This is a genomic window from Candidatus Delongbacteria bacterium, from assembly GCA_041675285.1.
Classification (GTDB): domain Bacteria; phylum CAIWAD01; class CAIWAD01; order CAIWAD01; family CAIWAD01; genus CAIWAD01.
Map to the genome: position 1 here is coordinate 244,885 of JBAYTZ010000006.1, position 21,881 is coordinate 266,765.

Sequence of the window (21,881 nt, forward strand, 5' to 3'; positions counted from 1 at the left end):
ACGGTAGACGTGGAAAGGGTGATCACTGGGCGTCTCCTTTGCAGCTCAGGATGAAGGCCGCTAGGTCCCGGGGCAGGTAGAGGACGGTGCTGCAGATCTTGCGCGCGGGCAGGCTCTTGCTTTGGGCGTAGCGCCAGGACTGGAGCGTTTTGGGTTGCTGGTGGAGAACCAGGGCGGCCTCTGCCTCGGTCAGCAGGGCCGGCGGGTGCGTGGTGTCGTGTCCCAGCTGCAGGTGGATGTCGTGGACCAGGGCCAGTATCTGGGACTCCAGGGCCAGCGCCTTCTCGTCCACGGGCGTGGGCATGACAAATGGCTTGGCCTTCATGCGAGGTAATCCTCGGGCCGGGTGGGATCCGCCTGGAGCTTTTTCCCGTCCTGGTTGGGCAAGGTGTTGGGCAGGTAAATAGGCAGGCCCAGCCCAAGGGCTTCGTCGTACTCCGCGCGGCAACCTTCGCTGTCCCACCAGTTGCCGGCCATGAGCACGGCATCGCACGTGGCCAGGAGGCCCATCGTGCCCGCCAGCCAGAAGCTCTCGGGGATATCCTGCAGGAGCAGATCAAACCCGGCCGTGTTCACGGTCGGCATGACCGGGTACCAGCCGGCCCGCGCGGCCGCCACGCCGGCCAGGCGCGCGGCCTGGATGTTGAGATCCATGATGCCCCGGGTAGTGGCCCGGTACGGGTGGGCGATGTAGAGGCGCGGGGGGCGATGGATAGGCATGGACATGGGTCGCCGTCTCCTTGGTCGTTTCCTTACAAGGGCGCGGGAAAACAGGCCAAAGGGGACAGGGGGTGCGGAAAAAGTGCAGGGAAGTTGTGGTCGGCGATTGCGCAGTTCTAAAACAGAAAAGGCCCCGTCCAGGTTCGGCGGGGCCTCTCTGTGACGACTCGCAGCGGGGGGGTTGCGGCGAGTCGCCCTAACGCACAGTGCCTATGGTGGAGAGTGCGTGTTCGCGTTGAAGGCGGAAGAGAGTACAGTTCGGATTGACATTTGTCAAGTGGAGTGGTTGGGAAAATCTGAATCAACGCTACCTCTTAGCAAGATAGCCTTTCTTGAGACCAGCTTAGCATTTCATTCTTCTTGGTCAAATCTCACTTATTTTACGTCATTGATGGCGCTCTAAACGCAAGAATAGTTTCCTTCTTTGCACGATATACACCAGCGTCTAGATTAATTAAGCCGCTCTCCACAAGCACTCTTAGATCTCTCGTCAGGGTTCTACCGTCTATATTAAGGTAATACTCTGCCATTCGACCTGAGATTGCTGGAATCTCACTTTGTTTACATCCCTTTTCTGTGCTTGAAATGTCGAGAGCCAATCGTCGCCGTCTAACGTCAGCAAAGGAGTTTTTATCGCTGAAATGACTATGAACATAATTTCTCCACGCCATTTCCCATTGCTGATTCCAAATCAAATCAATCTGAGATTTCAGCTCATCCAATAATCCAAGAACTGCGTATCTAATGAAATTCATTAATCCATTTCTCGTTTTACTGGCATGGTCCAGCTTTCGATAATAATCGGACCTTGTCATATTGTAATGATTACTTAATAAATGAGTAGAGACTGCAGGAACTCCAGCTGCGGTTAAAATTGTATGTTCAATGATACGCGCAGTTCTTCCATTTCCATCTCCAAACGGATGTATCCACGCAATGTAGACATGTGATATGATTGCTTTTAAAATCGAATAAACTATTCTGTCATTGTTGTCACATTCAAAATCATCACTATTCAGCCACTCCATGAGTTTTCTCAATAAATATTCGCACTCCTCATATGGGGCTCCTCTATAAGCGCCTACTACAACGCTATGCTTTCTAATTTCACCGGGGATGACTCCCTCATCAAGCTCAAGTTCCTGTAAAATGTCTCTATTAATGTCGCACACGTAATCATAACTCAATAACGGAACAACTCCATCTATAACGCCCTTATCTATCCTTGTACATATCTCTATTATGTTCTCAATTTCAGTCTTAAGATACTCCCTTGATGGAGGGACTTTAAGTTTGCCATCTAGATGATCTCTCACTTCTTGTTCAGACAGAGTGTTTCCCTCTATGGCGGTAGTAGCAAGGACGCCTTTGGCCAGATACAACTTATACAATTCTTTGGCTGTTGCAGGCCACAACGGGACATTTGCAATATGTTCAATCTTTGATTTACATTCGCCCAGCATCAACCATAGCCTCGGATCAGCATCCTGCATATTGATACTGAAGTTAATCCAAGGGTGTGTTGTCTCGTGTCTCATAGCTTGCCTCACGGATTGCTCATGTAAATCATTGTCAATCAAATTGTTTCACCGATTCTTGCTCATCGGGTTGCAGGCACATTGAATTTATCTTGTTTGATCATTGCAATGTCAAGTCATTCTGTTCCTTTCTGACTTTGTTTCAAATCGAGACTCGTTCAGACAGCTGTCCCTTTGAAATGGACCGACCGCCACCAGAGGCGCGAACCACTGAGGGGTGCTTTGGGTAAAGCACCTGCCAGTTTGTCCCAACGACAACCATTAAAGCTGTTGCTGGCCAAAGGAAAACGGCCCGGGGTCCATGCTTCCCTTTCACTTTCATCTCGTGCATCTCATTATGCAAGAGGATCATGCCAGCCCGACGAAAGACGCTCCATGCGGCATGGCGCCCTGAGCGGCGCAGGCCGGCACGGTCATGTGCGATACGGGCTTGGCGGACCAGCTCATCCAACCACCTCTCCTCTTCGCTGGGCTGGCTGCAGAACTGCTTGACGGCATCGAGGTACGTGTAGCCCAGATCATCTTCACCGAAAGCGGCTAGGTACTCCCAGTTGGTCCAATGCGGATCCGTGTTACGGTTCTCGCGCTTGGGCGTTGTGGCGACACGCTTCTTCCTGGGCGTCGACATGGGCCCTCACTGGTTTCGATCTGCCAGCAGTTCTCGCTGCAGGTGAATGGCCTGCTCCAGCACCCAGGCCATGAGCGGGCGCTCCAGCCGGCTGGGCCAGGCCCTGCGCAGCTGGGCATGGGCCGGAAGCGCAAGCAGGCGCTGCAGCGCCTCCTCGAGCCTCTGGGGTGTCACGGCCAAGAGCCGGCGCAGCCGCACGGTGAGCGGCTGCGGGGACCCGGCTAGGACCAGGACCTGGATGACAGAGCGCAGGTGCGCGCCGATGTGGGGCGGCGGGCTGCCCCGGACCAGGGCCACGATGGCCGCGGCCTCCTCCTCCAGCATGCGGGAGCGCTCTACCATCAGGGTCTGCTGCACGGCCCGGGTCAGGTAGTTGCGCGCACGGATCCGCGCGGCCCGCCCGACGTCGTCACCGTCCACCAGGACCTGGCGGCGCTGCAGGTCCGCGCGCCGGCGCGTCAGCCAGTAGGCGGACTGCAGGTCCTCCCATCGGAAGCCCGCCAGGTGCTCGAGCACGGTCTCCATGGGCAGCGCCTCGCGGTCCAGGATGGCCAGGATCTCCCACACCGCTGGCGTCTCCAGGTAAACCCTGCTGGGCCCGGCCAGCCGGCCCTCTCCTCCATCACTGGGCATGGCCGGCCTCCAGTTGCAGGTCCCGCTGCAGGACTTCGCCGTCCACGATGTGGATCCCAATCTCCTCGCTGGTGGCCAGCTCGAACAGGACCAGGACGTCGTGCTCGGCCGCCCAGGCCTTCACGCGTTCGCGCGTCCGCTCAGTCATCATGGACGCTTCGCGCAGCGCCAGGAACTTCAGCCGCGGGTGCATGGCCGCGCCCATGGCCAGCGACACCTCCAGGCGTTCGGCGTCGGACGCCTGGGCAAAGGGCCGGTTCCGGTAGCGGATGGTCCCGTCTTCCGTAATGGCCAGGCCTTCGATAGGCAGCTTGGCGGCCAGCAGCACGGCGGCGATCTCGTCGTTGACCGCGTCGTAGTTCCGGGTCAGGGCTTCGCTCTTCTTCTGCAGGCGGTCCACTTCCGCCTCTTCCTCGCGGTACCGCTTGGCCGCCTGGGCGAGGGCGTTGTCGGACTCGGCCGTTTCCAGCTTGTACATCAGGGCCTGCAGGCCTGGGTCCGGCAGCTCGGCCACGGCCGTCCGCTTGTCCTTGCCCTGCGTCACCAGATCCTCTACGCGGGCCCGCGCCGCCTCCAACTCGCCCTCCAAGCGCTTCACGTCGGCCTTGGCTTTGGCATGGTCGTCGTAGAGGGCCTGCAGCTCCTGGCGCACCTTGTCGTTCGCCACTTGCACCTGGCGCGCCGCCTCGATCTGGCGGTTCAGCTCGGTCAGGCTGACTTCCGCCCGCACCGTAGCCTCGGGCGGAACCAAGGCTTCCAGGCGCACTTCGGCCTTCCGTTGGTCGCGGTTCACGTCCGTGCGCTCGTCATAGAAGACCTGGCGCTTGGCTTTCAGCGCATCGATGGGTGCCCGCACGCCAGCCAGGTCCACCATCACCTTGGCCTGCGCCTCGGGCTTCATGCGAAGGAACTCGCTGGGGTCGAAGCACAGAGTGTTGAAGAAGCCGTCCAGGATGGCTTGGGGACTGGGGAACGTGCCTTTGTCCGGGGTCCAGATTCTCAGGCCCCAGCCGCCCTCCGCCGAGATAGTGCGTGTCACACGGATCCGCCGCGGGCTGTTCGCCCGGGCGTCGTCCGCCGGCGCCATGTCCAGCGTGATGACGGCCTTGTCCGCGTCGTCGTGCACGGGCTCGTCGTTCTGATGCAGGGCCTTGGCGCCGCCCAGGGCCGTCCAGATGGCCTTGATGACGCTGGACTTGCCCTCCCCGTTTTCGCCCGAAATCTCCAGGGCGTGGGCCGCGGGATCAATGGCCAGGCGCACGGCCTTCAGGCGCAGGAAGTTCTCGGCCGCCAGTCCGATGATGCGGTAGCTGTCGGCAATCACGTGGGGTTTCTTCTCAGCCACCGGCCACCTCCTTCTCCAGGTCCTGCAGGTGGGCCATGGTGGACCAGGTGCGATGGAGTGTTTCATGGTAGGCGTGGTCTTCCGGCAGGGCTCGCTGGGCGGCAGCCTTGAAGTTGGAGTAGTCCACCCGCTCCATGAGCACGCCCATCACCGTCTGCAGCCGCGCGAAGTTGATCACAACGCGCCAGCGATAGTCCGCCCGCGGGGTCTCCAGGATACCGCCCAAATAGCACTTGGGACCTATCTGCTCATCCAAGTGTCTGGCCAGGTTTTCCAGATGGGCGCGCGTGCGGGCTCGGATCTGGAACTTGCCCAATTGGAGCGGGCTTTGGGTAATGCTGTAGTAGCCGAGCGTGGTGTGGATCCACATGGTTCGTCCTTTCAGAATGGGAGATCGTCTTGGGGTGGATTCGTGGCGGGCACGGCCGCAGCGGGGGCTGGCGGTGGAGGTGCGTCTTGCGCAGGTAGCGCGGCCTCTTCTTCCGCGTCGAGGCCGTGCATGCGCTGCAGGGCCTGGCGCAGGCTATCGGGGCGGATCTTGAGAATTCGCTTGCGGGCACCACCCACTGTGATTCTGGTGATGTCAGCCTCTTCGATGACGTGCTGGGTCTTGAGTAGGTTGGTCAGGCGGTTACTGGTCAAGTCTTTTTCGAATGGCCATGCGCCGTCTTCATCCAGTTCTGCCTGGATGGCCTTGGCAAGTCCTTTGCCCACGAACTTCCACGCCTCTCCAAACACTTCGTAGTCGCGCTGGTTGTCGCCCGTGATCAGGTTGAGTGCCGTCTGTAGGATCAGGATGTCGACACTCTCGCGGCGGGCTTCCTCTTCGCGTTCGGCTTCCTTCTCCCGCTGCGCCTTCAGGATGATGTCAACCAGCGACTTGGTCTCATCCCAGTCTGCGTCTTGGTCAACCAACCGCGCCATGGCAATCAGGGAGATCCAGATCTCGTACTCTCGATTCTCGATCTCCGTGTAGGCGCCCATCAGGTCCACCGTGTAGATCCGCCAGACCTCATGAAACCGGGTCAACACCATGCAGTGCATCATGTTCCGCAGCTCTGCAGACAGGCGGGCAACCTCTTCCACCTTCTGCGCATGGTGGACCAGGTTGACGCCCTTCTCCTTTCGAAGACAGTGGATGGCGACACATCGATTGGCGAAGACCGGGTCGATCTTGTTGATGCTTCCCAGGCACTTGGGGCTGAACGCGTCGAACCCCTCGACTTGATTGGTCTCCGTGTTCATCCGGTACACCAGAGCCCCGTCTGCGTAGGAGTCCAGGAAGAGGGAGCGTGTGGCGGCTTCGATGGTGCCAGCTTTTGGAAAGGACAGCTTCTCAGCTTCGTCCATGAGCAAGGTGGACCGGGACCCGTCTACCGTGCGGTAGAGGGCTGCGTCTGAGATGTTGGACGTTTTGAGGGCGTTGAAGGCCAGGGCTTCGATGAAACGAAGGCTCAGGCTCTTCCCCGAACCGGACCCGCCATTGAAGTGCAAGTATCCCACGCGGCCGAAAACCGGAAAGAAATAGGTCATCATGATCCAAAGGGTCACGATGTCGTACTCATGGTCAGCCGGGTACCAGATGAACCGCTTGATCAGGCCACGCATCCGCGTGAAGACCTGGGCCGCATTGGGCGTGTTGGCCTTCGGATCTGCGAGCAGGCTTGCCATGCTGTAGGGCACCTCCCCCTTTGTCCATCGCGGCAGGTCCTCATTCGAAAAGCGGATCTTGCCTTTGGACTTCGTGCTGCGGTCTGCGTAGGGGACAAGCGAAACGGACGGCTTCTCGTCCTGGATGACAGACTCGATGATGAAGGGGGCGTGCTCCTCATCTTCCCTGGGGCGGAGCCAGACGCCGATGTTGGCGGTCGGAGGCCCATGGAAGCTGAACCCCAATGCCGCCCGATAGGGAACCTCGTCCTTGAACACGGCGCCAAGTGAGGGCGACTGCGGTTCTGGTAGTGCGTTCGTTGTGGTGGCCGCTGCAGCCGGGGGCGACTTCTTAGCCTGGGCCTTGAGCATGTCGCGCAGCGACTTGGGCGTGGACCCCACGCGCTTGGCGATGGTGGCCAGGTAGGTGTCCTGGAGGTTCCCGTCCAGGTCCACGAGGTCGGCCAAAAGCTCGTGCAGCATGGCCTGGGCCTCGCGCGTCATGCGCTCGCCGGCCTTCACGTCCGGCAGCAGCTGGACTTGGTAAGTCAGGAGATCAGGGGCGGACTTCAGCAGGGCCAGGAACTCGTCACGCGTTCCGCCGGCGCGCGCCCAGTCGTTGATGTCCTTCTCCCCGGGCATGTGGAGGATCCGCACCTCGCCATTGCGCAGGGCGGATTGGATGGCCCGGCCCGCAGGCACGACACGCCCACGGCCTGCCTTGTCATTGTCCCAGACGAGGGTCACCACGTTCTGGTGGGCAAAGAGGTGGGCGTTGAGCGCGATCTCCAGGCCCAGATTGCCCACGGCCGGGATTTCCCACCCAGCCAGCGTGGCGGCATCCGGGACACCCTCGCCCACCACCACGTCGCGGTTCTTGCTAAACAGGGCGTCCTGGTTCCAGAGCTGGGCGGCCTGTCCAGCTAGGTGGACGAATTTTCGTTTGTCGGCCGAGCCTGGCAGGGCGCGGAATGTCGCGCCCACGGCGCGCTGGCGAACCAGCAGCGGGAAGGCGATGCGCGTGTCCCGGAAGAGCAGCCGACCCTCGGCATTTCGCAGCCCGGATGCATCGAAGTCCGCCTGGTTGTAGTCGGCCAAGAGCGGGTGGCTCCCACGCACTTGATAGAGCTTCTCCAGATTCAGCAGCCCCACCTGGTGGTCTTTCAGCAGCCGCTCGTGGAAGCCTCGACCGGCCAGATAGTCGCGCGCCTCGCGCGCCACGTCCGTGTCGGCGAAGAGCTGGCCATGGGCATAGCGAACCATTGCACTCAGGGTCTCTTCGCGCTTGTGGCGGGCCGCCTCGGCTGCGCGCTCCTCGTCCGTCGGTGGGGCTAGGTCCCAGCCCTTCAGGTCGGCCGCAAACCGCACGGCCCCCTTGAAGTCCAGGTTCTCGGCCAGCATGATGAAGTCGAGGGGGCTTCCCCCGCAACGCGTGTGGGGGTGGCTCGGGCACCACCAGGAGTTGGTCTCCGCATAGACCAAGAAGGACCCGTCCTTGTCCTCGTGGCCGGGCAGCGGGCAGCGGATGGGCTTGCGCCCCGTGTGGTGCGGGACCAGCTCGTCCATCGTCAGCTCGCGCTTCAAGCGCTCAACCAAGTCCTGGTAATGCCCCACGGGCTCGCTCCTATCGGATCACGGCTTGGAAGAGGTCTTCGTTCAGGCTGGCCAGAATGGCCGCTGCAGCGTCGAACTGGTGCTCGCTGCGGTCCTTGGTGGGATCCCAGCCCGCCTCGGTCCACGGCCGCCCATCGCGGGCGCGGCAGGCCTGCACGCCCTGCGCCACGCGCGCCTTCGTGGCGATGAGGCCACCGCCCACGCGCTCTTTGATGTCCCCGGGCAAGAGCCAGATGGTGGGCGCCTCGTGGTAGACCTTGGCCGTCACAAGGAGGGCCTTGGCATAGGCCAGGCCCTTCAAGGCCGCGGCGCTCTGGGCTCCGCTGGACGGGGTCTCGCAGCAGAGTAGGCTCGGGCGGAACCGGGCCAGGAAGTCGCGGATCCCAGTGGCCAGGATCTCTAGCCGCTGGCCATCGTCGTCCGCCTTGCGAATGCCCAGCTTCTTGTCACTGGGCGACGTGCAGAGCGTGGTCATGGCCACGGGCCACCAGAGGTCGACATCGACGGCCACTAGGGCGAAGTGGGTGAAAGAGGGGTCCATGCCCACCACGATCCGCCGGCTCGAGTGGGGCACCCGAATCGCCGGGGCGGACACGGGGGGCAGTAGCCCGGCGTCCGGCGCGCTGTGGGCGGCCTGGGCCGCTGGCGTGGCCTTCACGATGGTGGCCCGCAGCTTCTTGTAGGCGGCCCGGCGCTTGGCGTACTGGCGCAGAAACGGCTTGGCATCGGTGGCCACGTTCGTGACGGCGCTGTCGATGAAGTCGTAGACGTCGCCCCGGGTCTTGCCTGGCGCTGCGCGCATGACGCGCCCCACGCGCTGCTCCACACGCCCTTCAGCCTTGGCCGGGAAGGTGAGGAGCAGGGTGTTGAGCTCAGGGATGTTGAGGCCTTCGTCGGCGACCGTAGAGGCGAAGAGTACGCGCACGTGGCCTTCACGCACGGCGCGCCGGATGAGCCGCCGGGCGTCCTTCTTGACCTTGCCGGCCAGGAGTTCGCCCTGGATTCCCCGAGCCTTGGCGGCTTCGAAGAGCGGTAAGAGATGGTCTTCCACGCGCGTGGACAGCACCAGGATTACGCGCTCCTCGTCCTGGTACAGGGCCTCCAGCGTCTCCAGCAGGAGCGTGTTGCGGTCCGCGTCCCGGGCCAGGGCTTCCGCCAGGGCCTGGTAATCCTCGGCGCCCTGGTAGGGGAACGTGAAGCTCGTGTGGACCTCGTGCACGACGGCCGGCACCAGGTAGCCGGCGGCGAGCAGGTCCTCCTGGCGGGTCTCATGCAGGATGGGACCGAAGGTGTGCAGGAGCTTGGGCGTCAGCCCGTCTTCCCGGTCGGGTGTGGCGGTCAGCGCCAAGCGCCAAGCAGCCGGGCTGGCGTTCACCACGCGGTCAAACGTGCTGGCCGGGCAGTGGTGGCCTTCATCCAGGATCAGGCAGCCGAAACCGGCCAGGTGCCGCGCAAGCGCGTCCGCGGGCATCTTGGCCAGGGTTTGGACCGTGGCCACTTGAATGGGCGCGGTCTTTCCGGGCGCCACGCCTAGGTGCTCGTCCAGCTCCTCTTCCCACTGCTCCTTCAAGTCCAGCGTGTGGACGAGGACCAGCGTGCGCTGTCCGATCTCCACCAGAGCGGCCAGGGCCGTGAGGGTCTTCCCGCCGCCGGCGGGGATCACCACCACACCCTGGGTTCGGGTAACCATGGCCTCCTTGGCGGCCAGCTGATAGGGGCGCAGCTCAACGCGCATCGCCGGCAGCGTGCTGGGCGCCAGGGGGACCCGGCTGCGCCGATCCTCGATGCCCGGCCAGGGCAACACGTGTTCGCGCAAAAGGCCCACGGCGCCGCGGGGCATGCACCACCGGCCGCGCTCATCCACGTGGAAACCGTCCAGGCGCTTGGGGATCAGGCGCCAGACGCCTTCCACCCGCTCGCGCGGGGTTTGCACGCCCCGGGCCTTGGCCTTCTGAAAGGCGGGGTTCGGATACGACAAGGCCTGCTCCAGGAGCTCGCGCACGCGCGGGGGCAGGTCCCGGAGCGGGATTCGGATCAGGCTGTCCACCAGGATGGGCGCGCTCATGTTTCGGGCCCTTCTGTGGCGGCTTGGTAGGCGCTGACAGCGTCTGCAAGTTTGCGCCCGCCACTGAAATCGACACCGACCTTGACGGTGGCCACAAGGGAGCACGCTGCCTCCACCACGGGCCGCATTGTCTCCAGCGCAGTGAGCGCATCGCGCGCATGCCCGGCCATCCGCGACCGGCCGATGCCGTCCAGATAGGCGGCGAGATCGATCATGTGCTCGGCTGTCAGGGCTAGATCCAAGGGCTTGTTCATGCTCATGCGAAGGGGTCCTCCGGGTCGGCTAAGAAGGACCCAATGGCCGCTACCTCGCGCGAGAGCATGCCGCCCGGGATGGCCTTCAGGAACTGCTTGCCGTAGGCCTTGGTGCTCACCCGACCGTCCAGCAGCAGCACCACACCGCGGTCGTCATGCCGGCGGATCAGCCGGCCAAAGATTTGCCGCCAAGTGATGAGGGCCGTGGGCAGGCTGTGCTTGTGGAACCAGCCCTTGGGGTCTTGCTCGGCGATGTAGTCCATCACGGGATCCGTGGGAGATGGAAAGGGCAGGCGGTCCAAGGCGACCAGGGACAAGCTCTCCCCCGGCACGTCCACGCCCTGGAAGAAGGTCCGTGTGGCGAAGAGCACGCTGGACACGTCTTCCTTGAAGCGAGCCATGAGCTGGGTGGAGGGGGCATCCCCCTGGCAGTGGCACCGGTAGCCCATCCGCGTGAACTCCGAAGCCAGCAGCTGGTGGGCGGTCTTCAATGCCTGGCTGGACGTGAAAAGCAGGAGGGCCCGGCCGCCGCTGGCCTGGACGGCCACGTAGAGATGGTCATGCACGTACTCGCGGTGGGCCGGGTCCGTGGGCTCAGGCAGTCCATCCGGCACCACTAGGAGGGCCGCTCGCCCGAAGTCGAACGGGCTGGGCAGCACGAGCTGGCGTGTGCAAGCGTCCAGCCCAATGCGCTCGCGGATGAAGCTGAAGTTCTCGCGCGTAGTGGTCAGCGTCGCGCTGGTGGCGATCACGGGCTTCCAGGGGAGCAGGGCCAGTTGCAGGAAGGGCGCGATGGAGACCGGCTTGCCCTTGAGCTTCCAACTCTCGCCCGATGCCCCGTCCTGGCGCTCCACCCAGTACACCCACTCGGCGTGCTCCTGCCAGACAAGGGCCTTCACGCGTTTGGCCAGTTGGCTGCACTGCTCCTTCTGGCGCTCCAGCTGGGCGTGCTCCTTGCTCTCCGCCTCGTACTGGGCCTGCTGGGCGCGCAGCTCCTGATAGGCATGGCGCAGGGCCTCCAGGATGGGATCCTCATCGATGAGCCCGGGGAGCTTGATGCGGTTCGAGCCCTGGGCCGCGTGCTTGAAGCTCATCAGCTTGATGGCCCGGGACAGGTTCTCCGCCGCATGGTCCAGGGCCTCGTAGCCCGCCCGGGACAAGTGGCGCTTGAATCCGCGAAAACTCCAACGGCCGATCTCTTCGCCCGCGAAATCGCTGCCGATGTCGGGCATCTCGTGGGCTTCGTCGCAGATCAGCACGTCGAACTCGGGCAGGATGCTGGCCATGCCGCCCGTGGCGGCCTGGACCTTTAGGTGGGCGAAGAGCAGGTGGTAATTGCAGACCACCACGTGGGCTTCTTTGGCCTCTTCCACGGCTGCCTTGTGGTAGCAGGTCAGCGTGCAGCCCGCGCACTCACTCGTGTCACCAATTGCGAAGTGGCGCCACACGCGTGACGTCACCTTGAAGGGCAGCTCGCTGGCATCGCCCGTGCTGGTATGGTTCGCCCAGTCCAGCACGCGGTCGAACTCTACTTGGTCGCCATCCGCGACGCCGGCAAAGAGAATGCTACGCTGCTCCATGAGGCGGTCGGCGCACAAAAAGTTCGAGCGGCCCTTGAGCAGGGCGAACGTGAACGGCACGGGCAGCACACCCTGCAGAAAGGGCAAGTCCTTCTGCACCAGCTGCTCCTGCAGGGCAATGTTGGCTGTCGCAATGAGCACGCGCTGCCCAGTGGCCAGGGCGTGCTGGATGGCGGGCACGGAGTAGGCAAGCGACTTTCCAACTCCGCAGGGCGCTTCGATCATGATGCTGCGACCGTCCGCCAGGGCGGCCTCGACCTCGCTGGCCATGACGCGCTGGCTTTCGCGGAGCACGAAGCCAGGCAGCTTTTGGGCTAGCAGCCCGCCGGGGCCGAAGACTTCCTCCGCCGTGAACAGGGGAACCGGGGGCAGCGGGTCGCCGGGCAGGGAGAGAAGGTCCTCTGGCAAAATGGGCCAAGTCGCGGGATCGGTGTGGGGCATCGGGCGGCGCTCCGCTAAGGGTGAAAAAAGCGGCCCGGCCATTGGCAGGGGAACCAGCTGGCCGGGCTTGGGGGGAGCGTCCGGATCAATCGAAGGGGTCGGCCTCGCCCGTACCCGCGCCGCCGTCGTTCTTGGCATGACGCAGGTTCTCCTCCTCACCAGACACCCAGTTCAGGGCTTCGGTGAGCCGCGCCGCCGGGAGCTGGCGGATCTGCTTGATCGCGAAGCGCGCCAGAAAGTCGGCCATCATCTGGGCGCCCTGGGCGTCGCCCAACGCCGCCTTCAAGGCCTTGAGCCGCTCGATGAGGGCGCTTCCTTCGTCCTGGGTGATGATGGCGGGGGGATCGGGCTGTTTGGTGCTGCCGCTGCTGCCGCCCTTCTGATCGTCGTCGTCGCGGTCCTTGGTGAGGTCGTAGAGCTCCTGGGCCGCCAGCTGGGCACGCAGCTCGGGGGTGATCGGGGCTTCGGGCAGGATGGTATAGGTCGTGTCCTTGGCCTTCTGGCCCGTGCGCTCGACCTCGAAGATCTGGGTGTCGATGTTGTACTTGGCGTCCATCTTCGACACCTGCTTGAAGAAGGTTTTCGAATTCTCGAAGACCTTCAGGGCCCGGAAGACGTAGGTCTTGTCCACCAGCTCGATGATGGCCACGTTCATCGAGGTCTTCAGGCTCTTCTCTTTGCCGCAGCCTTCCTTCCAGTCGTGGTAGGTGGTGCCGTCCCAGTACACCTCGCGGATGTGTGGGTTGCCCAGGAAGACGAGCAGGTGCTTGTCGCCATCGTCGAACTTGATGTAGCGCCCCGTCTCGACCGTGTGCTGCTCGTAGCGCTCGTTCATGCTGTCAAACCGGCCCATGGTGGGACCTCCGTTATGGTTGGGGTTAGTGCGTGTTGGAAATGGTGCCCAGGAGTTGGGCGATGGCGGGGTAGGGGCGCAGGTTGAGATTGGCCCCCACCACGGGTTTGGCGCGCAGGCTTTCCAGTGGTTCAAGACAGGCCCGAAAGGCGGTCTCGATGGAGGCCGAAAGACGCTCGGCCACGGTGGTGCTGATGTTGGCCTCGGCCGCAACGCCACCGAACTCCAGCGCCAGGATCAAAAAAGCGGCCTTGACGCGGCCGGCGACCTCATCGGCAGTCGTGGGGTCAGTCGTGGCGGGGGTCGCATCGGGCATGCTCATCCGGGTCTCCTTGGTCGTTTCCTTACAAGGGCGCGGGAAAACAGGCCAAAGGGGACAGGGGGGTCACATATTTTTCTTCAATCGGCCCAGCAGGCGCTGATAGCGCTTTTTGATTGTGTCGTGGGGGATGTGCCACTGCTCGGCCAGCTCGGCCATGTTGTAACCGTAGACGTAGATGCCGACGAGCAAATCGCGGTCGCCATCCGTGATGGGCAGGTCATTGATCTGAACTAGCAGCGACTCGTATCCATCTTCCCGCTCGTCCGCGGCGCGGTCGTCTTGGACGGACTCGTCGGCTACAGTTTCAACACGATCTGCTTGCTGGTAGTCCCGGATTCCCAACAGGACCATTAGGCGCCTGCGGGCGTCGTCCATAATCCTCTTCTCCAGGTAGGGGTCCGCCAGGCGCTCGGTCGATAGGGTCTGCAGCACCTCCAGGAACGCCAGCACCACGGCGCTCTCCAAGTCGGCTTGGCTGTCGCGGCCATGGCTGCCATAGCGCCCGACTAGGCTGTGCAATGGCGGGTTGTAGCTGACCAGCAGCCAGAGCTGGATGCTGGCGCTTGTGGGGTGTCCCGCCTGCAAGCGCTGGATGACGGCGGCCAGGGCGGCCCGCCGTTCATCATGTCGGCCTTTTCCCTCGGGGCCCAGTAGTGCCAGGAACGCCTCCATAGTGGCCGGCAGCGCGGCCTCCTCCGTCGCCAAGGCCTGGTAATGGGCAATGGACTCGGGCGTGTAGGCTTGGGCTCGTTTGGTGGGCAGCATGGCCGCTCCAGCGCTGGGTCAGCGCCGGCGCGGCAACGCCGGAAGGCAGGATCAGGGCCCGGGCGCAAGGGTGTGCGCGCCGGAGCCGACAGGTGTAGGTTTGGACAGAGTCCACCCAGGGGGACCTGGACACAGAGCTCCCCTGACCCGTGCCTGCACGGGTTTCTTGGGCACACAACGGCCCTAGGCTGGACGGTCCGCGGGCTCTACCGGGGATCAACCGGCAGGCGAACTGTCAGCCCTGGCTATGCGCGCAGGGTCGGATTGGATCTGGAAATGGAAAGTGAGAAGATCGGCCGAAGTGCGGCGCGGGTGGGAGTCGTGGGGGTCATGGATGCTCCAGCTGAGATAGGGTGCGGAATCCAGAACCACTGTCAGATGGCGCTGGCTCCCTGATTTTGACCTAATGCGAAACCGAGTCGTGACAGTGTTCCAGCTGGCGAACACCCGGGCCCTCACGGGTACCCGCGACTCGGTTTCGGTAATTCAGTCGTGACACGAGCTGAAAACGGCGCGTGTCTCGCGCGGGAAATTAACGAAAAGAGGGGGTCGTGAGGTACCTGGTGGGAATGTCCGCCAGGAACACGGAGGCAAGCTGTTTGAAGCTGGTGAGAAAGTCAAGCTGAAGAATTCCCCATTCAAAAGCTGGGGAGAGTTTTCTCTGAGTGTGGGCTTTTCCTCTTTTTTTCCGGCCCAAGGTGCAAGACATTCTGACTACCACCCCCCACCGAATCACACACAGCGCAGGAGTTCATGATGGCCTACACAAAGGTCGTGTTGATGAATCTCAACAACGGGCGAGTGGAAAAAGCCCCGGTTGGGTTCAAGTGGACAATGATGTTTTTGAGCTTCTTCCGGTACTCTTCCGCGACGGTTGAAAGGGGGCCATCATCAAAGTTCTATTAACACTTACAATTTTTGAGCTGATTTGATCAACTCTCTAATTGTTGGGGCTTAACCTCAAATTGCTTTTGCATCATTATTCTGATTAAAGGAGAATTCTAATGACGATGACAAGCCATTGCTCTTTCGCACTAATTGTGCTGGTGTTGCTCACGACTACTGCATCAGCAGCAATTGGTTCAAACCTGGTCTCCACGGAAGCATTACAAGAAAGCAGTGAAAGCTCACCGCTTTCGGTGTATGAGTGTGCGGATCAGCATGACGATTGCTTATGCGGTTTAAACAATCCTTATGGTTGTTGCTCCGGTGATGGGAATTGTACTTGGTGGGCTTGGGAAGCTGCTTGCTGCATTTGGGGTATAGCACTGCCACAACCTTGGCATAACGCAAGGGAATGGGCCACTGATTTGGAGAACAATGGATTTTATGTTAGTAATATTCCAGCAATTAATACTATTGCCTGTAGTACAACCCTATCTTCATTAGGACACGTTGCATGGGTGACCGGAATTAGCGGCAATCAGGTTACTGTAACTGAAATGTACTGTGATGGATTTTATGGAGTAAGAACTCACACATATCCAATTAGTACATTTGATGCTGGTTTTGTTTACCAAGAAGAACCGAATCTTGTTTCATGCAATTGGACAATTACAACAAATGGGGGCCCAAGTATGCTCCTTTCTGAAGGATGGCATATGTGGAGAAGCAATGATGTCGATTATATAATTACGCTTAGTATTAGCGGTTTTCAAGGAAACTATGCTGTTGTCTTCGAAGATGGAGGTGATGGGCACACTGTGCAAGTATCAGGCAATCATAACGAAACACAATTTTCGTTTGCTTATTATCCAGGAAATGACTTGACTGTTGGGAATTTGCACAGATTCTTTGTTTGTCCTCAGGGTAATCAGAGTATTCATTGGTGTGAATCGAATCGTTTCTATGCAGGCAACTTGCCGACTCTTGATGTTTCAGTAAGCCCTAATCCAATGACCGTTGGGCAAAGTGCAACTGTTAACTGGAGTGTCAATGGTGGTATATCAGGATTGCCATACGGAGGCTGGAATGAGAACATTCAATTGGATTGGTATCAAAATGGGTCATTTTGCAATGACGTAACTGCTGATAGACCAGTTTCAGACAACTCGTATACATTTACGGTACCAAATAATATTGCTGGGGGATCTGTTCCGGGTTGCAATTTTCAAATACGCGGCTCAAATGCATCTCAAGGGACTTCAATGCCAGGAGGAATTGTCAATGATTCAAGCACCAACTTTTGCATTAATACTGTTCCGGAGTGCTCCGTCAATGTAAGCAATATTAGTTTTGAGAGTACTGACCAAAATGTGCCAGTCACTCGAGATTTCGTGATTACGAACATAGGTGGTGGCACTCTAAGCGGCTCAGTCACTGAAAACTGTACTGTATATAGTATTATCTCTGGTGGCAATTATAGTCTGAATGCAGGCCAAAGTCAGACGGTTACTGTTCAGCTTCTAAGTGCAACTCCAGGAACCTATAACTGCACAGTTGATACAGGAGGCTCGTGCCCTGATGTCTCATGTTCGGGCACAGTTAATCAGCTACCTATCTGCTCAGTGGATCCACTCTCCCTTTCCTTTGGAACTGTTCAACCGAATACACCAGTGACTCGGACATTTACAATCTCAAACACAGGCGGGGGCACGCTTAGTGGCACAGTTACAGAATCGTGTAGCGCTTACATCATAACAGCACCTGCAACCTACAGTCTTTCGGCCGGACAAAGCCATACATTCACAGTGACACTTCAATCATCATCTTCAGGGTCCTTCCCCTGCACGCTGGACACCGGCGGCTCATGCGCAGACGTGATGTGTGCGGGAACTGTTGAAATCTCCCCAGAATGCTCTGTTACACCGACGTCTCTAGACTTCGGCACAGTTCTGCCGGGCACAGTCGTGACACGCACCTTTACTATCACCAACACTGGTGGCGGCACCTTGAGCGGCACGGTCAGCGAGACTTGCGCAGCCTATTCCATCACCAGCGGCGGCAATTATAACCTCGGTGCTGGCCAGAGCCAAACCATCACGGTGCAGTTCCAGAGCGCAGTGGCCGGTACCTACGCCTGCACGTTGGACACGGGTGGCGACTGCAGTAACGTGGCGATGACTGGCGTGGCGCTTAGTATTGCAGTCGTAACTGGACCAAGCTCTGATTGCGGCATTGTTAATGTGCTGGGACATGATACTGGCGCCACAGTTGGATTCGTCCCTGACTGGAACAGTGGTCTGATTGGATTGAATTTCTCCCCGGAACCTGCTACAGGCGTGACAGTCTCGATCTTCGTGAATGGCTCGAGCGTCAACACGAGCCCAGCCATTATGTCTTGGCGCCCAGCTACTAGCTTTCTGTCACCCTATCTGAACCAGAACGTTGGACTTTACTTTAGAGTAAGTGACGGCGTCAACACATGGAACACCAATGGTTCTATCTGCTTCTGGGATCTCAACTTTGTGGGCGTAACCGAGCACGAAATGCCTACGGTTTTCTCCCTTGCCGAGCCAGCGCCAAACCCCTTCAACCCCAGCACACGCCTACAGTTGGCAATCCCAGCGCCTGACGATGTTACATTGAGGGTAATGGACTTGCAGGGCCGCTTGGTTGATGTGATCTACTCTGGTCCGCTCGCAGCAGGTTTGCACTACTTCAGTTGGCAGCCAGTGAACACGGCCAGTGGAACCTATTTTGTTGTTGCTAGTGGGCGGGAAGGGCAGCAAGTTAAATCAGTCGTCTACATCAAGTAATGCACAGTTGAAGCACTTTTGATACAGCAAGAACAGGAGGCCAGTACGTCGCTGGCCTCCTGTTTGTATCATGCTTTTTCGCTTATCTCACCTTTTTATTGTCTGCCACTGAAATTCGCTTTGTGGCATTTTATATCTAATCAGGCGTTGGCAAGTTCTCTGGCTTGGTTCCTCTCAACTCATCTTGTGTCCCTGATCTTTCATCCAACATTCACGACAACGGCCTTCAACATCTCCGATGTCGCACGCTCCACGCTTTCCCGCACCGGTTCCAACGCCAGCCTGGCGTAAACTTCAGTCGTCACCTTGGACTCATGACCCAGGGTTTTCTGGATAACTTCAAGCGGAGCGCCCGTGTCGATTTGGAATGACGCCAAGCTGCGGCGCAGGTCATGGATGTGGAGGTCCTTCAGCCCCGCGCGCTTGCAAACACGCAACCAGCCGAACTTGGGATCCACCATGTGCTCGTTGTCGCGGCCTTCGCGGCCTGGGAACACGTATTCGCCGCTTTTGGTTGCCTGGCGCGCCTGCAGAATGCCTACGGCAGCAGTTGAGAGCACCACGTTGAGCTGCCTGCTGGTCTTAGATGATGCAGCGGGGACGATCCACAGCCCGGGCTCTAGCACAACATCTGCCCAGCGCATAGCCAACAGGTTGCCCTTGCGCGCGCCTGTGAACAGGGCGAGAAGCACGAAGTCGCGGATGTCCGCGTTGGGCTCCTCAAACACAGCCTTGAAGAATGCCGGCAACTCGTCCTGGGACAGCCTGCGTGTGCGGGCCTCCTCGCGGTAGAACGTGATGGCGTTGCCCGGATTGGGCATCTCCAGCTCGTGCTCGCGGATGGCGCGATTGATGACAGCCCGCAACAGGGCCACCACGCGGTTGGCTTGATGATGGCCGTGATTGTCGCCGATCGTCTGGTGGAGGGCGACCACTTCGCGCCGACGGATGGACTTCATGGGGCGCGTGGCCCAGGCCGCCAAATACTTCTCCCACTGCGACTGATAGTCGTAGATGGTCCTGGGCTTCCGGTGCCGGTCCAGGTACTGGCGGTACTCGTCAAATGCGACCTGCAGCGTGATCTGGGCGGCACGATCTAGGCGGCGTCGCTCCGTCCCCACCGTTTCCCCTTTGACCACTCGCAAAAGGATCTCCGCTGCCATTCGCCGCGCCAGGGGGATGGACACCTGGGGGTAGCTCCCAATCCGGATCTCCTCTTTCTTGCCTCCCACCAACTTTACGACGTAGAAGGACTTGGATCCCTTTGCTGTTACCATGATGGCCAGTGGCGGGACTTGCTCGTCGTACACCCATTCACGGCTCTTGATGGCCACGAGATCGTTCAAGACCTGCTGAGTGAATCGTATCCGTCGCGCCATATCCTATCCCTCTGATTGGCTTCCCGGTCCCATGCCGGTCCCATGGTTTCGCCAGGAATGTAGGGGAAAACAGGGGAAAGGCGGGCAAATTTTCAAAGCTGAATTTCGACAAAAGGCATTGACTGTCGGCGCTTTTACCATGACTCGATAACTCCCCATCACGTCTTGAGAAACTAGTAAACCCAACTACGGATCAGAAGGTTGGGGGTTCGACTCCTCCTGGGTGCACTGACAGTCAAAGGGTTCCGCCTCGCGGGACCCTTTCTTTTTGCCCCGTCTACTCCCTGTCTACTCCACTGAAGAAAACGCCCCACCGCTTGGAGGCGGAGGGGCGCTGGAATTCAACCATCTGGGCAGCAACAGTTTGGCGTTACGGTGGGTGCTTGGAGAGGGTCGGGAAGAGCCGCCGGATGCGCGTCACATAGCCGCGCGTCTCGTCGGCGTTCTTGCCAGTCACAAGGTGCAGCCGCACTGCCACCGGGGTCCATTCATTCGCGTTCAGGTTGACCGCCACCAGGCGCTGGGCTTTCAGGATGTTGCCCGCACCGGCATTGTAGCTGGCCAGCGTGAAGGCCATCCTCTCCACCAGCGGCCTGGGTGCTTTCCAGATCGCCCACATGCGGGCGTCATAGTAGATGCCGGCCTGGATGGACTGCCGCACCTCCCAGGGGTTGGTCAGGCCGAGTTTGGGCGCCATGTCCTTCCACGTCCCCGGCATGACCTGCATGACGCCCCTGGCCCCGCACCAGCTCTGGGCCGTCGAGTCCAGGGCGCTCTCCGCGATGGCTTGCGCCTTCCACCAGCGCCAGTCGAAGTCCACCCCGAAGTAGCGCTTGGAGTACTTCTGGAAGTGGGGGTCGAAGCGGCTGGTCCAGGCCCCGGCCACGGCGACCAGAACGAGCACGGCGACCAAGGCGACCAAGGCCCGGTGTGTTGGCCACAGCCGGCCCGTGTGCCCCGTTCCCATTAGTTCAGGCCTGCTGATACCAGATGGGCGCAGAAGAGAAGCAGCACGCCCGCCAGGATGGCTGCGGCCACGTTGCCCTTCTTGATCTCGGGGATGAAGTCGATGCCCGGGAAGAGCCAGCGGTCGGCCGCCTTCCAGAGGCTGGTGGCCAGGAGCACGGTCAGGCCTGTGTAGGCCAGGTTGATTGTGGCAGCGCGGATGAGCTGGTCGAACATGGGTTCCCTCCTCAGAATGCCTTGAAGACGAAGACGCCCACGGCCCCGGCGCAGGCGGACACGGCTGCGCCCCAGGGGTCGAGCCTGGCGCCGGCCAGCACCTCCGGGTGGCCATCCCGGACGCCCAGGCCAACCAGTGGGTGGAAGCGGTCCCTCCACGTGTGCTCGCGCGGTTGCACGGCCAGGGTGACGCCGGCGGACAGGAATGGACTGGATGTCCGCGTGATCGCCCGCCAGCCGTCCGCGCCCTCAACCAGGTCAATGGCCACGCCGGCGTGAACCTGAAGACGGTCCAGGTGCACGGCTAGGCTGGGCAGCCAGTCTGGCCCGGGCTGGTCCAGGCCCACAGTTCCCGCTACGTGGACCCCGTCCAGGCTGTCCCCGTCCACCAGTGTGAAAGGCACGTCGTAGTGGATGAGCCCGCCGGCGGCCGGCGTCTGGCGCGCGCTATCCACCAGGACCTGGACGTTCGGGAGGTCCTCGCCGGCCAGGTCCAGCCGCAGGCGCAGGTCCACCTGGGCCCAGGTGGCAGCCTTCAAGGCCCGGGTCAGGCGCTGGATGGACGCGTCCCTTTCCAGCAACACGCCCTCCAGGCCCCGCGTCACGGTCGTGGAGTCGTCCACCTGGATAGGCTGCTCAGCCGCGGCCGCGGCGCGTAGGGCGTCCACCGCACTCGACTGGGCCTGGCGCACGCGCCACTCCTGCCAGCCGGCGAGGGCCAGCAGGACCGCCACGAGGAGTGCCCAGAACCGATTCACGCAGCACCCTTCATGTGCAGGCGCCGAATCTCGCCGACCTCGCTCTCCAGCCGTGCCAGGGATCCCGCCTGGGCGGCCTGAGTGCCCGCCACCTGTGCCAAACTGCCCTCGATGCGGCCCAGGCTCTGCTGGATCTTGGCCTGGGTTTCCACGTAAATGCGCAGGGTCGTCTCGGTCTCCACCTGCTTCATGCGTAGGTCGTCCAGGCGCTGCTGCTGGTCATCCCGCAGCATCTCCATGCGCCCTTCTTGCTCCTTGCGCAACTCACCGAGGCGGTGGGCGTGGTCCTCGCGCAGGGCGGTCAGCTCGCGCTCGTTGCGGATCCCGCGGTCGCTGATGGGCTTGATGATGTAGGCCAGGATGATGGTTACGATGAGGGTGACAGCCCCGAACAGCCAGCCACCCCAGGTCGCCAGTCCGCTTTCGCCTAGCATGCGCGACTCCTTCCACCAAACC

General features: G+C 60.8%; 20 protein-coding genes. 1 reads left to right on the forward strand and 19 read right to left on the reverse strand.

Annotated elements, in window-relative coordinates:
- Positions 1–22: 22 nt before the first annotated feature.
- The 14 genes from WC326_08410 to WC326_08475 form a co-directional block, all read right to left on the reverse strand.
- Complete coding sequence (locus tag WC326_08410) at positions 23–325, reverse strand: helix-turn-helix domain-containing protein (protein MFA7331080.1); 303 nt, start codon at positions 323–325, stop codon at positions 23–25.
- Positions 322–726 (reverse strand): DUF4406 domain-containing protein, encoded by a 405-nt coding sequence (locus WC326_08415; GenBank protein MFA7331081.1) that lies wholly within the window; start codon positions 724–726, stop codon positions 322–324. Before WC326_08415 ends, WC326_08410 begins: the two co-directional genes overlap by 4 nt.
- Before the next feature lie 374 nt (positions 727–1,100).
- Positions 1,101–2,258, reverse strand: a complete 1,158-nt coding sequence (locus WC326_08420) for a Fic family protein (GenBank protein ID MFA7331082.1) — start codon at positions 2,256–2,258, stop codon at positions 1,101–1,103.
- A 142-nt stretch (positions 2,259–2,400) separates the two neighbouring features.
- Complete coding sequence (locus WC326_08425; GenBank protein ID MFA7331083.1) at positions 2,401–2,886, reverse strand: hypothetical protein; 486 nt, start codon at positions 2,884–2,886, stop codon at positions 2,401–2,403.
- A gap of 6 nt (positions 2,887–2,892) precedes the next feature.
- On the reverse strand, positions 2,893–3,519 hold the full coding sequence (locus WC326_08430) for a hypothetical protein (GenBank protein ID MFA7331084.1): 627 nt from the start codon (positions 3,517–3,519) through the stop codon (positions 2,893–2,895).
- The gene (locus WC326_08435; GenBank protein MFA7331085.1) at positions 3,509–4,864 is read right to left on the reverse strand and encodes a hypothetical protein; all 1,356 of its coding nucleotides are present in this window, start codon (positions 4,862–4,864) and stop codon (positions 3,509–3,511) included. Before WC326_08435 ends, WC326_08430 begins: the two co-directional genes overlap by 11 nt.
- Positions 4,857–5,234, reverse strand: coding sequence for a hypothetical protein (locus WC326_08440; GenBank protein MFA7331086.1), 378 nt, complete (start codon positions 5,232–5,234; stop codon positions 4,857–4,859). The genes WC326_08435 and WC326_08440 overlap by 8 nt, the downstream gene beginning before the upstream one ends.
- Positions 5,235–5,245: 11 nt before the next feature.
- The gene (locus tag WC326_08445) at positions 5,246–8,128 is read right to left on the reverse strand and encodes a hypothetical protein (GenBank protein MFA7331087.1); all 2,883 of its coding nucleotides are present in this window, start codon (positions 8,126–8,128) and stop codon (positions 5,246–5,248) included.
- Positions 8,129–8,138: 10 nt separating this feature from the next.
- The gene (locus WC326_08450; GenBank protein MFA7331088.1) at positions 8,139–10,193 is read right to left on the reverse strand and encodes a DEAD/DEAH box helicase; all 2,055 of its coding nucleotides are present in this window, start codon (positions 10,191–10,193) and stop codon (positions 8,139–8,141) included.
- Entirely contained in the window at positions 10,190–10,453 is a 264-nt protein-coding gene (locus tag WC326_08455; protein ID MFA7331089.1) for a hypothetical protein, read from the reverse strand. The genes WC326_08450 and WC326_08455 overlap by 4 nt, the downstream gene beginning before the upstream one ends.
- A complete protein-coding gene (locus WC326_08460; protein MFA7331090.1) occupies positions 10,450–12,468 on the reverse strand; it encodes an ATP-dependent DNA helicase in 2,019 nt (672 codons plus the stop codon). Before WC326_08460 ends, WC326_08455 begins: the two co-directional genes overlap by 4 nt.
- Positions 12,469–12,553: 85 nt before the next feature.
- Entirely contained in the window at positions 12,554–13,321 is a 768-nt protein-coding gene (locus tag WC326_08465) for a hypothetical protein (protein ID MFA7331091.1), read from the reverse strand.
- A gap of 25 nt (positions 13,322–13,346) precedes the next feature.
- Positions 13,347–13,643, reverse strand: coding sequence for a hypothetical protein (locus WC326_08470; GenBank protein ID MFA7331092.1), 297 nt, complete (start codon positions 13,641–13,643; stop codon positions 13,347–13,349).
- 63 nt (positions 13,644–13,706) lie between these two features.
- Positions 13,707–14,408 (reverse strand): sigma-70 family RNA polymerase sigma factor, encoded by a 702-nt coding sequence (locus WC326_08475; protein ID MFA7331093.1) that lies wholly within the window; start codon positions 14,406–14,408, stop codon positions 13,707–13,709.
- Positions 14,409–15,412: 1,004 nt separating this feature from the next.
- Here WC326_08475 and WC326_08480 point away from each other — a divergent pair.
- Positions 15,413–18,106 (forward strand): choice-of-anchor D domain-containing protein, encoded by a 2,694-nt coding sequence (locus tag WC326_08480; protein MFA7331094.1) that lies wholly within the window; start codon positions 15,413–15,415, stop codon positions 18,104–18,106.
- A gap of 200 nt (positions 18,107–18,306) precedes the next feature.
- On the opposite strand, the gene WC326_08485 is transcribed toward WC326_08480, so the two are convergent.
- The 5 genes from WC326_08485 to WC326_08505 all read right to left on the reverse strand — a co-directional run bounded on the left by WC326_08485 (position 18,307) and on the right by WC326_08505 (position 21,859).
- On the reverse strand, positions 18,307–19,452 hold the full coding sequence (locus WC326_08485) for a tyrosine-type recombinase/integrase (GenBank protein MFA7331095.1): 1,146 nt from the start codon (positions 19,450–19,452) through the stop codon (positions 18,307–18,309).
- 403 nt (positions 19,453–19,855) lie between these two features.
- Positions 19,856–20,389 (reverse strand): transglycosylase SLT domain-containing protein, encoded by a 534-nt coding sequence (locus WC326_08490; GenBank protein MFA7331096.1) that lies wholly within the window; start codon positions 20,387–20,389, stop codon positions 19,856–19,858.
- 62 nt (positions 20,390–20,451) lie between these two features.
- Entirely contained in the window at positions 20,452–20,667 is a 216-nt protein-coding gene (locus WC326_08495; protein ID MFA7331097.1) for a DUF350 domain-containing protein, read from the reverse strand.
- 11 nt (positions 20,668–20,678) lie between these two features.
- Positions 20,679–21,425, reverse strand: a complete 747-nt coding sequence (locus WC326_08500; protein MFA7331098.1) for a hypothetical protein — start codon at positions 21,423–21,425, stop codon at positions 20,679–20,681.
- Positions 21,422–21,859 carry a hypothetical protein gene (locus WC326_08505; GenBank protein MFA7331099.1) on the reverse strand — a complete coding sequence of 146 codons (438 nt, stop codon included), beginning with the start codon at positions 21,857–21,859 and terminating at the stop codon, positions 21,422–21,424. Before WC326_08505 ends, WC326_08500 begins: the two co-directional genes overlap by 4 nt.
- Between the last annotated feature and the right edge of the window lie 22 nt (positions 21,860–21,881).